The sequence below is a fragment of the Streptomyces clavuligerus genome, from assembly GCF_005519465.1.
GTDB classification, from domain to species: Bacteria; Actinomycetota; Actinomycetes; order Streptomycetales; family Streptomycetaceae; genus Streptomyces; species Streptomyces clavuligerus.
Genome location: NZ_CP027858.1, coordinates 3294215 through 3308155 on the forward strand (window position 1 = coordinate 3294215; position 13941 = coordinate 3308155).

Annotated in this window: 8 protein-coding genes; 4 read left to right on the top strand and 4 right to left on the bottom strand. The window is 73.4% G+C overall.

The window, feature by feature from the left end; translation table 11 throughout:
• Positions 1–93: 93 nt before the first annotated feature.
• Positions 94–747: a DUF5324 family protein gene (locus tag CRV15_RS13810; RefSeq protein ID WP_009996870.1), complete on the top strand. Its 654-nt coding sequence runs from the start codon at positions 94–96 to the stop codon at positions 745–747.
• A gap of 631 nt (positions 748–1378) precedes the next feature.
• Here CRV15_RS13810 and CRV15_RS13820 read toward each other — a convergent pair.
• Entirely contained in the window at positions 1379–2170 is a 792-nt protein-coding gene (locus CRV15_RS13820) for a DUF6344 domain-containing protein (protein ID WP_009996867.1), read from the bottom strand.
• A 311-nt stretch (positions 2171–2481) separates the two neighbouring features.
• Here CRV15_RS13820 and CRV15_RS13825 point away from each other — a divergent pair, with 311 nt between their 5' ends.
• Complete coding sequence (locus CRV15_RS13825) at positions 2482–4383, top strand: protein-arginine deiminase domain-containing protein (RefSeq protein ID WP_009996865.1); 1902 nt, start codon at positions 2482–2484, stop codon at positions 4381–4383.
• Positions 4384–4513: 130 nt separating this feature from the next.
• Here the strand turns inward: CRV15_RS13825 and CRV15_RS13830 are convergent, their stop codons facing one another.
• From CRV15_RS13830 to CRV15_RS13840, 3 genes are all read right to left on the bottom strand, one after another.
• Entirely contained in the window at positions 4514–5470 is a 957-nt protein-coding gene (locus CRV15_RS13830) for an alpha/beta hydrolase (protein ID WP_003961122.1), read from the bottom strand.
• Between the two features lie 1145 nt (positions 5471–6615).
• Positions 6616–7788 carry an isoaspartyl peptidase/L-asparaginase family protein gene (locus CRV15_RS13835; RefSeq protein WP_003961121.1) on the bottom strand — a complete coding sequence of 391 codons (1173 nt, stop codon included), beginning with the start codon at positions 7786–7788 and terminating at the stop codon, positions 6616–6618.
• Between the two features lie 126 nt (positions 7789–7914).
• A complete protein-coding gene (locus tag CRV15_RS13840; RefSeq protein WP_003961120.1) occupies positions 7915–9252 on the bottom strand; it encodes an aminotransferase-like domain-containing protein in 1338 nt (445 codons plus the stop codon).
• 300 nt (positions 9253–9552) lie between these two features.
• On the opposite strand from CRV15_RS13840, the gene CRV15_RS13845 reads away from it, so the two are divergent.
• Positions 9553–10203, top strand: coding sequence for a LysE family translocator (locus CRV15_RS13845; protein WP_003961119.1), 651 nt, complete (start codon positions 9553–9555; stop codon positions 10201–10203).
• Positions 10204–10594: 391 nt separating this feature from the next.
• Positions 10595–13939 (top strand): ATP-binding protein, encoded by a 3345-nt coding sequence (locus CRV15_RS13850; RefSeq protein ID WP_003961118.1) that lies wholly within the window; start codon positions 10595–10597, stop codon positions 13937–13939.
• The last annotated feature ends 2 nt before the right edge of the window (positions 13940–13941 follow it).

Below are 13941 nucleotides of genomic sequence, written 5' to 3' on the forward strand. Positions count from 1 at the left end.
AGCGGGCATGATGTGCCAACAGACGGAAAGGTGAAATGTACGGAACTGGGGGCTGGATCGAGCCCCTGTCGCCACCGAGGAGGAGGTTCCCCCGTGACCCGCATGGAGAGCGTGCGCGCCGCGACCGATTCGGCCAAGGACAGCGTGCTGCACGCCGCGGAAGTGGTGGCGCCCTACGCCAGTACGGCCCGTGACCAGGCCGCTCAGTACGCGCACGAGGCGCGCGAACGGATCGCCCCGAAAGTATCGGCGGCCACGCACCGGGCCCGTGTCCAGGCCCGTCATCAGTACGACGCCCATCTGGCGCCGCATGTGCCGCCCGCGGTGGACGACGCCGCGCACCGGGCCGCGCTCCAGGCCCGGAAGGCCGCGCGTCAGGCGGCCGACTACACCAAACCCCGCGTGGAGCACGCGGTGGCCGCCGCCGGTCCCGTGCGGGACGAGGCGCTGGCCCGTTCCTCCGCCGCGCTGGCCGCGCTGCGCGGTCAGGTGACGGCCGAGGAGATCCAGAAGCTGCTGCGCAGGCACGAGCGCCGGTCGAAGGCGGCGCACGCCGGGAAGGTGCTGCTGATCGTCGGGGCGGCGGCGGGGTGCGCCTTCGCCCTGTGGCGGTGGTGGGACCGGCAGGCCAATCCCGACTGGCTGGTGGAACCGCCCGCGGCGACCGAGACCGGACGGCTGTCGTCCGTCGACGGCAGCCCGGAGGCGGTGGACCCCGTGGACCCCGGGGGCCCGGCACAGGCGTAGCGACCGGACACCGAACGGGGGGCCCGCACGCGGCGGAGGCGGGGCGGGCCGGCGTGGGGGCGGAGACGGTGCGGGGCGGGTGGCGCCCCGTGCGTCTCATGCGCTCCGGGTGCCTCAGCTTCTCGTGCCTCAGCTCCGGGTACCTCATGCGCCTCGTACGCCGTGTGCTCCGGGTTCGCCTCGTGGACCTCGTGGACCTCGCTCGCCCCGGCGCGGGGGCCGGGCGCCGGTCCGCGGACCTCGTGGACCCCGGGCACCGCGGACGGCGCGGGCGCCTCGGGTGCTGTCGGTGCTGTCGGCGTGCCCGGTGCTTCCCGTGGGGCTGCCGCGGCGGCGGGGTCACGGCACGGTGCGGGAGTCCCGCGCGGGCGGCGGCTGCTTCCGGCTCCGCGCCCGATGCCGCTCTGGCATCCGGTTCCGCTTCGGCTTCCGGTCCCGTTCCTGTCCGGGCTTCCGGCTCCGGCTCGGACTCCGTCTCCGCATCCGCCGCGGTAGCGCTGCCCGCGGCCGGGGGCACCGGGCCGGGCGTGCGCCACGGATGACAGGAAACCGCGGAGGCAGAGACAGAGACAGAGGCGGAAGAAGAAGCGGTCGGGCCGGCCGGAGAGCTGGGCTCCGGTGCTGCGGGGCCTCATGCGGCCGTCGTCAGCCGGCTGCGGTCCGCCGACCGCTCCGCGCCCCGTACGGACCGCGAGACGATCGTCACCGAACCGGCGTCCGCCGGGATCGCGTCGAGCGCGGGCAGTTTGCGCACGGAGGGCGAGGAGTTGTGGGCCTCGGCCCGGATGCGCTGCTTGATGGTGGGCGGCAGCGAACGGGCCCGGGCTCCGGGGCTCCACCGGCGGCTCTGCGCGGGGATCAGGGGCCGGGTGCCCGACGGGCGTACGGCCGGCCGGGTGCCGGGGCGCACCGGGGCATGTGCCGAGGGCGTCCGTCCGGCGGGTGCCGCCGTCGTCCGTCCGGTGGATCGTGTGCCGGGACCGGTCGGCGCCACCCGTCCGGCGGGTCTTCTGCTCGCGGGGACCGTCCGCCGGCCCGCCGTCGCCCGTACGGCCGTACGCGGGGTACGGGTCGACCGGGTCGACCGTGGTGTCCGTGTCGACCGTGGTGTCCGGGTCGCGCGGGTCGCCTGCCGGGGGTGCGGGTGGCGGCGGCGTTCGTCCCGGTGCGCGGTGCTCCGGGTGTCCGGGGGGACGGCCCCGGGTCCCACCATCGCGGCGGTGGCGTCCGTATCCCGTTCCGGATGTCCCGTCGTGAGCGGGACGGAGGCCATGGGCGGGGCCTCCGGTGCGGGCTGCTCCGGGGCAGCCGGGGCGGTGGTGCGGCGGGCGGTGAAGGAGTTGCTCAGCCCCATCCAGGTGAGCAGAGCGACAAAAGCGGTGACCAGTGCGGTCCAGAGATTTCTGACCGTGACGGCAGCCATGACCCCTCGCTTTCGGGTTGGGCGATCTACATACCTTTCTCATGATGTGTATGGATCCCGAGTTGCGAAGGACCGACGCAGCCGCTACGCAGTTCTTCCGATGAACACCACCCGTCCGGCCCACTCCCGCGTGCGAAAAGTCGCCCACTGTGGCTGGAGAGCAGCGTGATGGAACGATTTTCGGCCATTCCGTCATGTTCTTCCCGGGCCACGTCAACCTCCCCCGGTCGGCATCGATCTTTCTCCCCGACCAAGGAAAGGTTTCAGCAGAGGGGGTTTCCGTGCGTGTCACGGGATGGAGGAACGCGGCCGTGGCCACCGGGGTGGCCGGTGCCCTGATCGGCACCGCGGGTGTGGTGCACGCCGTAGGACCCGCGGCGGGTCCGGCGGCCCGGGCGGCGCTGACGGCCGATCTCCGGGCGGACGTCGACCGCGACGGGAGCGTCGACATCACCGGCGGCTCCGACACACCGGGGGAGAACGTCTGGACCCGCGACCGGGGCGCGGTGATGCTGCCGAACATCGACGACGACACCAAGCGCTGCCCGGTCAGGACCGCCCAGGGCAAGCCGCTGACCGACGCCGAGCTGGCGAAGTGCAACGACGCCGCCGACACCGTGCTCAACGGGGCGAGCGACGCCGCCGACCTGGCGCGGCTGAAAACCGTTCCGCTGCCGGAGGTCTCCGACGGCGCGTACGGAACGGCCGTCGTGCTCGCCAAGGACAGGGCGCGGCTCTTCGTCAAGCGGGCGAACGGCTGGACGCATCTCAGGCCGACCGACCGGCTCACCGCCGCCGAGCTGCGCGCCGGGGTGGAGCTGGGCATCGAGGCCACCGATGTGATCCGGAACGCCACGGTCTGGGACGGCCAGGCCATCGTCCGTTTCAGCGTCACCGACAGCACCACCACGGTGAAGGACGACGTCCGGATGGGGACGGCGCCCGTCCTCACCCACCACCACCGGCAGAAGGCCCAGGAAGTCCTGGTGACGGCGGTGAAGGGCGAGAAGCTCCAGGAGAAGTTCGTCAAGGACCTGGAGCGCGAGGTGAAGGCCGCCGGGATCACCAAGCCGGTGCGGAAGCTCGGCGGCGCCGGGGGCGACCGCTGGGCGCAGGACTTCCTGGAGCCCGGCTATGTGAGCATGACCGGGCCCGGGGGCAAGCCCCACGCGATGCGGGTGATGATCCGTTCCGCCCAGGACCGGAAGGCGGGCCGCGAGGTCTTCGAGAAGCTGCGCGGCAAGGACATCGGCGCCGTCCAGATGAGCGGCAGGCTCGGCTGGAACACCCTGGACTCCATGGGCAACCTGGAGACCATCCCGCCCTATGCCCACGGGGGCAAGGAGTACCCGGCCGGCCGGATCATCATGGGGCATCAGCCCGACGCCAGGAACAGGCCCGCCAAGTCGATGTCGACCTTCCTCCGCTCGCAGGGGGCGCAGTCGCCGCTGCTGCTGGACACGGCCTGGCTGGGCGTCGGCCATGTGGACGAGTTCGTGCAGTTCCTGCCCGCCGCGACGGAGCGGGGCTGGCGGATCGGGGTGGCCGACCCACAGGCGGGCGTGGCGCTGCTGCGCAAGGCCCAGAAGGACGGCCACGGCAGGGCGAAGATGTTCTCGGTGCCCAACGGGCCGGAGGGGCAGGCGCCGAAGCAGACCATCGACGAGGTGCTGAAGAACCGCTCCTTCCACGCGGACAACAAGCTGGCCACCGAGCGGATCGAGGCCAACCTCCGGATCCTCAAGAACGAGACGGGCATCACGGACGCCGAGATCATCCGGATTCCGGGGCTGTACTCGCGCGGTGACATGGACGGTTCGGTCTTCGGCGGCGGCCGGGCCAAGCTCAGCAGGCTCGACATCGACACCGCGCTCACGTTCGACCAGGCGGGCCCGGACCGGAAGCAGCCCTTCGCGGCGAGCGGCCGGGCCGGGGAGCGGGCCTGGCCGACGGGGGCCTATGTGCCGGGCGCGGTCAACGGTGTGGTGCTCAGCGACTCCCGTTATCTCGCCGCCAAGCAGTGGGGCCCGGTCATCCAGGGCAAGGACATCTTCGGTGAGGCGGTCTCCGCGGCCTACGCCCGGGCGGGCTTCACCACCCGTTATATCGATGACTGGTACACGTATCACGTCATGAGCGGGGAGGTGCACTGCGGCACCAACACGCTGCGCGACACCTCCCAGCCGTGGTGGAAGGGCACGTGGCGGTCCTGACACCGGTCAGGGCGGCAGCGTGAACGCGGGGTCCCGCCGGCCGGGACCCCGCGTCCGTCCGCTCCGGCCGGACGCCCTTCGGGCGGCGGCTCCGGCCCCCGGGCCCGACCCGGGTCAGCGCTGACCCGGGTCAGCGCTGGATCGGCTCCGGTGCGGACGCGGCACGCGCCGAGGCGGAGGCGGAAGCCGAGGCGGAGGCGGAAACGGAAGCGGGGCGGGCGAGGCGGGGCTGGAGGCACTCCTCCAGGAAGCCCAGCGCCCGCAGATGGTAGGCGCGTGCCGCCCAGCCCAGACTGATGTTGTGCCCCGCGCCCGGCTGACGTTCGATCACCAGCCTCGGCACGGAGGACAACAGTCCGGTCAGCTCGGCCAATGCCTCGGGGTCGTGCCGCCACCAGCCCTCGTACTCGGCGAACGTCATGCGCACCGGAACGCGCACGGCTCCCGCCAGGGTCCGGAATGCCCCCTCCCAGCGGGCCGCCTCCACCGCCTCCCGCAGCGGCATCGGGGCGACGACCGAACCGGCCAGGGAGAACGTCCGCGGTGCGTAGAGCGTCAGCGGGCCCCAGTTCAGCCGGGGCCCGCCGGGGCCGCCGAACGGGGCGGGACGCCCGGCCGGGGGATCGGCGGCGTAACGGTGTCCGCAGCCCGAGATCTCGATGCCGAGGAGTTCGTCGTGCAGCCCCTGGGCGGCGGCGGTCAGCGCCAGCTTGCCGCCGTAGGAGTGGGCCAGCACGCACAGACCGGCGCCCAGGGGATACCGCCCGCCGAAGTCCGCGAGGGCGTGGCGCAGCGCCACGGCCTGCTCGGCGAGGGGCAGTCCGTCGGGAAGTGTTTCGGCGGACGCGCCGTAGCCGGGCCGGTCGACCGCGAGAACGGTCCAGCCGAGCGAGGCGCCCAGGGTGAGCAGGGAGAGCGCCGGGTCCGCCTGGCCGTCGAAGTACGCGGCGGTCATCCCGCCGCCGTGCAGGGCGAGGAGCGTGGCCCGTGGCGGCCCCTGGGCCTCGGCGAGCAGCGCGGAAAGCGTCGTTCCGCCCGCGTCCAGCACGATCGGGCGGACTCCTGGGGAGTGGAGCGGTCGGGACAAGGCTCCTCCTCGGCCGACGGAACGGCCTGCGGGCGGGCGGCGGCGACATCGGCAGCCTACGGCCGCGATCAGGGACCGGGCTGGAGCGGCACAGGGGCGCGCCGCCGGAGCGCGGACCCGCCCCGCCCCGCCGCGCCGACCCGCGCCGACCCGCGCGTCCGCCACGGGCACCCGGTGGGCCGGGGCCCAGGCCCTCGGCGCCCGCCGCAGGAGTCCGGCGCCCGGCGGTCGGCGACCGGCGCGGGGCAGCCGCCCAGGGCACCCGGCCCGGCACACCCGTGCGAGCGCCCGGCACTTGGTACCCCGGGGGGCGGCGACCGACAGCCGCCCGGCTCCGGGCGCAGGCCCTGGGCACCCGCTGTGAGGCAGCAGGTTCTCGGCGGTCGGCACGGGCGCTGGCCACGGCGCCCGGCCCGGCGCACCCCGGCCGGGCGGCCCGGCTCGCGGCGGTCGGCGACCGGAAGTCGGCACCGACCAGGACCAGGCCCGGGCTCAAAGCCCGGACGCTGGAAGCCCACTCAGGCACCCGGCTCTCGGCAGCCGGTGCCCCGCAGTCGGCGCGAGACAGCCAACCAGAGCCCACGTCCTGGAGCCCTGTTCAGGAGTCCGGCTCGCGACAGCCGGTGTTCAGCGGCCCACGGCCGTCCGCCGCCCGGGCCCCGGCTCCGAGCCCCGCCCTGGGCACCCGCTCAGGGCAGCAGGCTCTCAGCAGTCGGTACCGGCATCCGACCCAGGCCCCGGGCGCAGGACCCGGAGGCAGGCACCGGCACACCCCGGCCGGGCGGCCCGGCTCCCGGCGGTCGGTGTCCGGCGACCCGCAATCGGCAGCCGCCCCAGGCCCGGGACAGGAGCCCGGCTCAAGGCACCGGCCCTGCGCACCCGCTGAGGCGGCAGGTTCCTGACAGCCGGCATCCGCCAGTCGGCGCGGGGCAGCCGCCCCAGGCGCCCGGCCCGGCACACCCGTGCGAGCGCCCGGCTCCCGGCGGTCGGTGCCCCGGAGGCGGCGACCGGCAGCCGGACACGGCCCCGCTCGGGGCGCGGCCCAGGGCACAGGCCCTGGGCACCCGCTCGGACGCCCGTTCGGACAGCAGGCCCGTGGGAAGCCGCCGGTCAGGCCCGCAGGCAGCCACCGGTCGGCGGGCGGATCAGGTGTTGGCGGGGGACTCGTCCGGGAAGATCTTTGTGACGACGGTCCCGTCCTCGGTCAGATAGCCGTGCAGCATCCCGGGGCTGCTGTGCGGCGCGTCGAAGTCGCCCCGGGGGTCGAGGGCGATCACGCCGCCCTGCCCGCCGAGCCGGGGCAGGCGCTTGACGATCACCTCGTAAGCGGCGGACGCCACGCCGAGCCCCTTGAACTCGATCAGATGGGAGAGGGTCGAGGTCGCCGCGCCCCGGATGAACACCTCACCGGCGCCGGTGGCGCTCGCGGCGACGGTCCGGTTGTCGGCGTAGGTCCCGGCCCCGATCAGCGGGGAGTCGCCGATCCGGCCGGGGAGCTTGTTGGTGAGCCCGCCGGTGGAGGTGGCCGCCGCGAGATCGCCGCGCCGGTCGAGGGCCACCGCGCCCACCGTCCCCGTCGACTGCGCGTCGGCCAGTGCCTCCGGGGCCCTCCGGGCGGCGGGATCGCCCGCCTCGGTCTCCTTCGCGCGCAGCAGCGCGTCCCAGCGGGCCTGGGTCCAGTAGTAGTCCTGGGTGACGGTGCGCAGCCCGTGCCGGGCGCCGAAGTCGTCGGCGCCCTCGCCGGAGAGGAGGACGTGCTTCGACTTCTCCAGCACCAGCCGGGCGCCCTCGACCGGGTTGCGCAGGGAGGTGACCCCGGCGACCGCTCCCGCCTTCAGATCGGAGCCCCGCATCACGGAGGCGTCCAGCTCATGCCCGGCGTCGGCGGTGAAGACGGCGCCCTTGCCCGCGTTGAACAGCGGGTTGTCCTCCAGTTCGCGGACGGCGGCCTCGACCGCGTCCAGGCTGTCCCCGCCGCGCGCGAGCACCCGCTGTCCGGCGCGGAGCGCTGCGGCGAGCCCGTCCCGGTACGCCTTCTCCCGTTCCGGGCCGGTCGTCTCCCGGTCCAGGGCGGCTCCGGCCCCGCCGTGGACGGCGATGACCACGTCACGGGCGTCCGGCCGGGGCTTCCCCGGCGCGCTCCCCCGTTCCTTCTTCTCCTCCCGCGCCTGCTGCTCCTGCTTCTGTTGCGTCGTGTGGGCCGCCGCGGTGGGTCCATGGCCGCCCGAGGCCCCGGGTACGACGATGAGCGTGGTCGTCAGCACCGCGGCGGCGAGCAGGGAGGACGCCAGCCAGGCGGTGGCGGGGCGGTGGGGCATCGGGCACTCCTCGGGACGGGGGTGAGAGACGCTCCGGCCGACTGTACTGACATGCCCATGCCCCCTCTAGTGCCCCGGAGCCGCCTTCCGCCCTCCCCGCCGCCCGGCGGCGCCCGCCCGGCGCGCTCAGTCCAGGGCCAGGTCCTCCGGGGCGGAGCGGGCGAGTCCGGCGAGTGTGCCGAGCGCCCGGGTCAGTTCGTCCGCCGACGGCGACGCCAGGCCCAGCCGGACCGCGTGCGGTGTACGGCCCTGCCCGGCGCAGAACGCGGCGGCGGGCGTCACCCCGATCCCGTGCCGCGCGGCGGCGGCGACGAAGGTGTCGGCGCGCCAGGGGCGGGGCAGCACCCACCAGCAGTGGTACGAGCCGGGGTCGCCCGACACGGCGAAGCCGTCGAGCGCGCGCCGGGCGATCTCCTGCCGTACGCCCGCGTCCCGCCGCTTGGCGCGTACCAGCGCGTCGACCGTGCCGTCGGTCTGCCAGCGGACCGCCGCCTCCAGCGCGAACCGCGCGGGGCCGAGACCGCCGGAGCGCAGCGCGGCGCCGACCGCTCCGTCGAGCCCCGGGGGCACCACCGCGAACCCCAGGGTCAGCCCGGGGGCGAGCCGCTTGGAGAGGCTGTCGACGAGCACCGTCCGCCCGGGGGCGACCGCCGCGAGCGGAGCCGTGCCCTCCCGCAGGAAGCCCCAGACGGCGTCCTCGACCGCGGGAAGGTCCAGCCGCTCCAGGACCGCGGCGAGCTGGGCGAGACGCCCGTCCGACAGGGTGAGGGAGAGCGGGTTGTGCAGGGTGGGCTGGACATAGACCGCCCGGAGCGGAGCGCTCCGGTTGGCCTCGTCCAGCGCCTCCGGAATCACCCCGTCCGCGTCCATGGCGAGGGGGACGAGCGTGATGCCGAGCCGGGCCGCGATCGCCTTGACCACGGGGTAGGTCAGCTCCTCGACCCCCAGTCGGCCCCCCGGCGGCACCAGCGCGCCGAGCACGGCGGAGAGTGCCTGCCGACCGTTGCCCGCGAACAGCACCCGCCGGGGGTCCGGCCGCCAGCCGCCCCGGGCGAGCAGCCCGGCGGCGGCCTCGCGCGCCTCGGGGGTCCCGGCGGCACCGGCCGGCCGGAGCACGGACTCCAGGACATCGGGCCGCAGCAGCCCGCCGAGCCCGGTGGCCAGCAGCGCGGCCTGCTCGGGGACGACGGGGTGGTTCAGCTCCAGGTCGATCCGGCTTCCGGCGGGCTCGGAGAGCGCGGGGCCGACGCCCGCCCGCGCCGCGCGGACATAGGTGCCGCGCCCCACCTCGCCGACGGTGAGCCCTCTGCGGGCCAGCTCCCGGTAGACCCGGGCGGCGGTGGAGTCGGCGATGCCGCACCCGCGGGCGAACTCCCGCTGCGGCGGAAGCCGGTCCCCGGGGCGCAGCCCGCCCGTCCTGATCTCCTCGGCGACCGCGTCGGCCACCTGCCGGTAGTCCTTCATCTCCCGTACCTCCCCTGTCCGGTGGACCGCTTCCCGCCCGGCCCCGCCGACCGTGAAACGGAAGCACCCCGTTCCGGAGCTCCCCGTCCGGAAGCTCCCCGTCCGGAAGCTCCCCGTTCCAGAATTGCACCGAGAGCAATATTCCCTATTGCACCGATCAAAACACCGATCTACGCTCGGAATTGCCTCACACAGACCGTCGACGCATCTGCCGCACACCGGTACTGACGCCCCGTCGGACCGCACCCGCGCGGAGCCGTCGCCCCGCCCGCCCCGTTCGCGCACAGGAGAGAGAAGGAGATGGTGGAGACCAGCGCACTCGCCGGTGTGGTGATGGTCGCCCTCGGAATGGTCCTCACCCCGGGACCGAACATGATCTATCTCGTCTCCCGCAGCATCACCCAGGGCCGACGTGCGGGGATCATCTCGCTGGGCGGTGTGGCCCTCGGTTTTCTGGTCTATCTGCTCGCCGCGAATCTCGGCCTGTCGGTGATCTTCGTCGCCGTGCCGGAGTTGTATGTCGCGGTCAAACTGGCCGGTGCGGCCTATCTGGCATATCTCGCCTGGAACGCCCTGCGGCCCGGTGGCGTGAATGTGTTCTCCCCCGAGGAGGTTCCGCACGACTCCCCGAGCAGGCTGTTCACCATGGGGCTGATGACGAACATCCTCAACCCCAAGATCGCCGTCATGTATCTCGCACTCATCCCGCAGTTCGTCGACCCGAACGCGGACCGTGTCCTGTTCCAGGGGCTGATTCTCGGCGGTCTCCAGATCGCGGTGAGCGTCGCGGTCAATCTCGCGATCGTGCTGGCGGCCGGAGCCATCGCCGCCTTTCTCGGCCGCCACCCCTTCTGGCTCAGGGTTCAGCGCCGCGTGATGGGCGCGGCGCTCGGTACGCTCGCGGTCTCCCTGGCCCTCGACACCTCCGCCCCCGCCGCACCCGTCTCCTGAGGCCGCCGGACCGGGAGCCGACGCGAAGGCACCCCTGGGCAACCGTTCGGAGAGCTTATCCGTTACCCCATGAATCCCGATATAAGTGCATTGGCCACTTACCCATGCATGGAACAGGCCAACCTGACCAAAAAATGAGCCCTCCCCACCCGGAATAGATGCTTCCCAGTGTGAAGAAATTTCATAGCGGGAGCGTCTGCCGAACAGGACGGCCCATACGCCGCAAGGCAGAACGGACATCGCCGCCCGCCCGGGTCCAGAAAATTCGGAGGACACATCGGACGACCGTCTCCGCATCGGCGTCAACTCCCGATTACAGAGAATATTGAGTACGTATCAACCGGGCCTTGATCTACTCAGCCTCCATTGTTCTCTCCAGTCGGGATGTGCAATGAAGTACGACATAACCCCACCATCCGGCCTTCGGTTCGACCTCCTCGGCCCGTTGACCGTGACCGCCGGCGAGCAACCCGTGGACCTGGGCGCGCCACGGCAGCGCGCCCTGCTCGCCCTGCTGCTCATCGATGTCGGCAACGTGGTCCCGCTGCCGGTCATGACCGCGTCGATCTGGGGGGCCGACCCACCGTCCCGGGTCCGGGGGACGCTCCAGGCTTATGTGTCCCGACTGCGGAAACTCCTGCACCGCCATGACCGTTCCCTTCGCCTTGTCCACCAGCTCCAGGGGTATCTCCTCGAAGTGGATTCGGCGAAGGTGGACGCCGTGGTTTTCGAGACACGTGTCAGGGAGTGCCGGGAATTGAGCAGGGCCCGGAACCCCGAGGCCACCCGGGCCGTGGCCTGGTCCGCCCTGGAGATGTGGAAGGGCACACCCATGGGCGAGCTGCATGATTATGAATTTGTGGCGGCGGAGGCCGACCGGCTGGAAGGAATCCGGTTACGCGCGCTGGAGACCTGGTCCCAGGCGTGTCTCGATCTCCAGCACTATGAAGAGGTTGCATTTCAGCTCGGCGAGGAGATCCACCGCAATCCGGAACTGGAACGGCTGGGCGGTCTCTTCATGCGGGCCCAGTATCATTCCGGACGGTCGGCGGAAGCCCTGTTGACGTATGAACGTATGCGTACCGCGGTGGCGGAGAATCTGGGGGCCGATATCAGTCCGGAGCTCCAGGAACTCCATGGAAAGATTCTGCGCCAGGAACTCACGGAGACACCCGCCGCGCGATCGACGGCCTCCCTCACACGGGCGGCGGGCCCGCACGGGCCCCCGCCCCTGGCCGAAACCGGCACCCCCGCCGCACCCGCGGACATGGCCGAAACCACGGTGGCGGAGGAAAGCGCCGCGCCCCCCGCCCCGGCGGCGCCCGGGACCCCGCCCCCCATGCCGTCCCCCGTACCGCTCCCCCATCCGTCAGGGGCCGTCCCGCCGGTCACCCCGGTGCCTCCCCCGGTCCCCCGCTCGGCCCTCCGTTCAGCGGCACCCGCCGAGACCGAGGACCCGGAACCGGCGCCGCCCCCTCCCCCTCCGCCGGGCGGCCGACTCATCGGCCGCCGCGCCGAACTGCGCAGGCTGCGGCTGCTGCTGACGAAGACCCGCGCGGGCCACGGCCATGTCCTGCTGGTCTGCGGCGAACAGGGCATCGGGAAGACCCGGCTCCTGGAGCACACCGAGCACACCCTGGCCGCGGGCGCGTTCCGGGTGGTCCGTTCGCACTGCGTCGCCACCCTCCCGGCACCGGGCTACTGGCCCTGGGAGCACCTCGTACGCCAGCTCGACCCGGACAGCGGCCTCGGTGACGACGGCGACGCCGACCCCGTCGCCCAGGCCGAGTGGCTGCCGGAACACCACCTCACCCACCAGATGCGGATCTGCCGGACGGTGCTCGCCGCGGCGCGGCGGACCCCGCTCCTGTTGATCCTGGAGGATCTGCACCTCGCCCACGCGCCGGTCCTGGATGTGCTCCAGCTCCTGGTCAAACAGATCGGCCAGGCCCCCGTCATGGTCGTCGCCACCCTGCGCGAGCACGATCTCGCCCGGGACCCCGCCGTCCGCCGGGCCGTGGGCCGCATCCTCCAGGCGGGCAACACCGGCACCCTCCGGCTGGACGGGCTCACCGAGGAGCAGAGCCGGGAGCTGATCGTCTCGGTCGCGGGGGCCCCGTTCGCGCCCCATGACGCCCAACGGCTCCAGCGCGCCTCGGGCGGCAACCCGTTTCTGCTGCTCAGCATGGTCACAGGGGAGGACGGCACCCAGGAGTGGGCACGGCCGTGCGTCCCGTTCGAGGTGCGCGAGGTGCTGCACGAGCGGCTGAGCGAATGCTCCCCGTCCACCCAGGACGTGCTCACGCTCTGCGCCGTGCTCGGCATGAGCGTGCGCCGACCGCTGCTCACCGACATCATGTCCACGCTCGACATCCCGCACACCGCGCTCGACGACGCGCTCGGCACGGGGCTGCTGCGCCACGACCGGAACACCGACGGAATGGTCCACTTCGCCCATGGGCTGACCCGGGACTTCCTGCTCGACGACACCCCGCCGGTCACCCGCGCCCGCTGGCACCACCGGGTCGCCGCCACCCTCGCCCTGCGCTTCCAGCAGGGCGACGACCACGCCGAGATCCGCCGCCACTGTCTGGCCGCGGCCCGTCTGCTCGGCGCCCGCGCGGGGGTGCGCCCCCTGCTGGCGCTGGCCGACCGGGAGCAGTCCCGCTTCTCCCACGCGGAGGCGCTGCGCTGGCTGGAGAGCGCGGTCGCGGTCGTCGCGGCGCTGCCCCGGGACCAGCCGGTGTCCGCCGTCGAACTCCAGTTGCGCAAACGGATGATGGCGCTGCACGCGCTGATGGACGGCTATGGATCGGCCCGCGTCGAGACGTTCCTCTCCCAGGTCACCCAGTGGGAACACGTCTTCGACAACACCCAGCCCACCGGGCTGCTGCACGTCCAGGCGCTGAGCGCGCTCACCACGGGCCGCCATGAGCAGGCGGCGGAGCTGGCCGGGCTGCTGCACGAGCTGGCCGACCACGGCGGCGGACCGGAGGCCCGGTCGGCGGCCTGCTATGTGGACGGCGTCACCCTGTATGTGGGCGGACGGGTCGACGAAGCCCTCGCCGCGCTCGCCCAGGGCACCGAGATCACGGACGCCCTCCTGGCCGGACACCGCAGGACCGCCGCCCCGCACGGCGGCGGGCACCTCCAGGACCGGCGTATCGACTTCCGCGCCTATCTGGCGCTCGGCCACTGTCTCAGCGGCGACCGGATTCAGACCCAGCGCTACCGGACGGAACTCCTCCACCTCACCCAGTCGGAACGGTACGACCGGCCGTGGGACCGGGCCTTCGCCCGCTATGTGGACGCGCTCATCGCCGTCACGGAGTGCGATGTCCAGGGGGTGTGGCTGGCCGCGCGGGCGGGGCTCGACCTCGCCGCCCGCTGCCAGCTCCCGTTCTGGCAGCGGATGCTCGCCGTCCCCCTCGGCTGGGCCGAGGTCCACCAGGGGGCGCACGACAAGGGGCTGGCCCGGATGCGGGAGGCGCTGCACGAGGCGGCCCGGCACCGGACCCTGCTGCGCCGTACGCTCCACCTCGGCCTGCTCGCCGACGCCCTCCAGTACACGGGCGCCCGGGAACAGGCCCGGCGCACGATGTCCTCCGCCGTACGGGAGATCGAGCGCCGCGGCGAGTACTTCTGTCTCCGGCCGCAGTGGCCCTGGGCCCGGCTCCTCCACAGCCACGGCACCTCCGCCGCGGCGGAGCACCGGGTCGTCCACGGCAGGCACTGACC

What these genes read in the sequence shown, in the direction of transcription:
- CRV15_RS13850 (WP_003961118.1), top strand. Translation starts at nt 10,595, where the DNA reads ATGAAGTACGACATAACCCCACCATCCGGCCTTCGGTTCGACCTCCTC.
- CRV15_RS13820 (WP_009996867.1), bottom strand. Translation starts at nt 2,170, where the DNA reads ATGGCTGCCGTCACGGTCAGAAATCTCTGGACCGCACTGGTCACCGCT.
- CRV15_RS13835 (WP_003961121.1), bottom strand. Translation starts at nt 7,788, where the DNA reads ATGCCCCACCGCCCCGCCACCGCCTGGCTGGCGTCCTCCCTGCTCGCC.
- CRV15_RS13840 (WP_003961120.1), bottom strand. Translation starts at nt 9,252, where the DNA reads ATGAAGGACTACCGGCAGGTGGCCGACGCGGTCGCCGAGGAGATCAGG.
- CRV15_RS13845 (WP_003961119.1), top strand. Translation starts at nt 9,553, where the DNA reads ATGGTGGAGACCAGCGCACTCGCCGGTGTGGTGATGGTCGCCCTCGGA.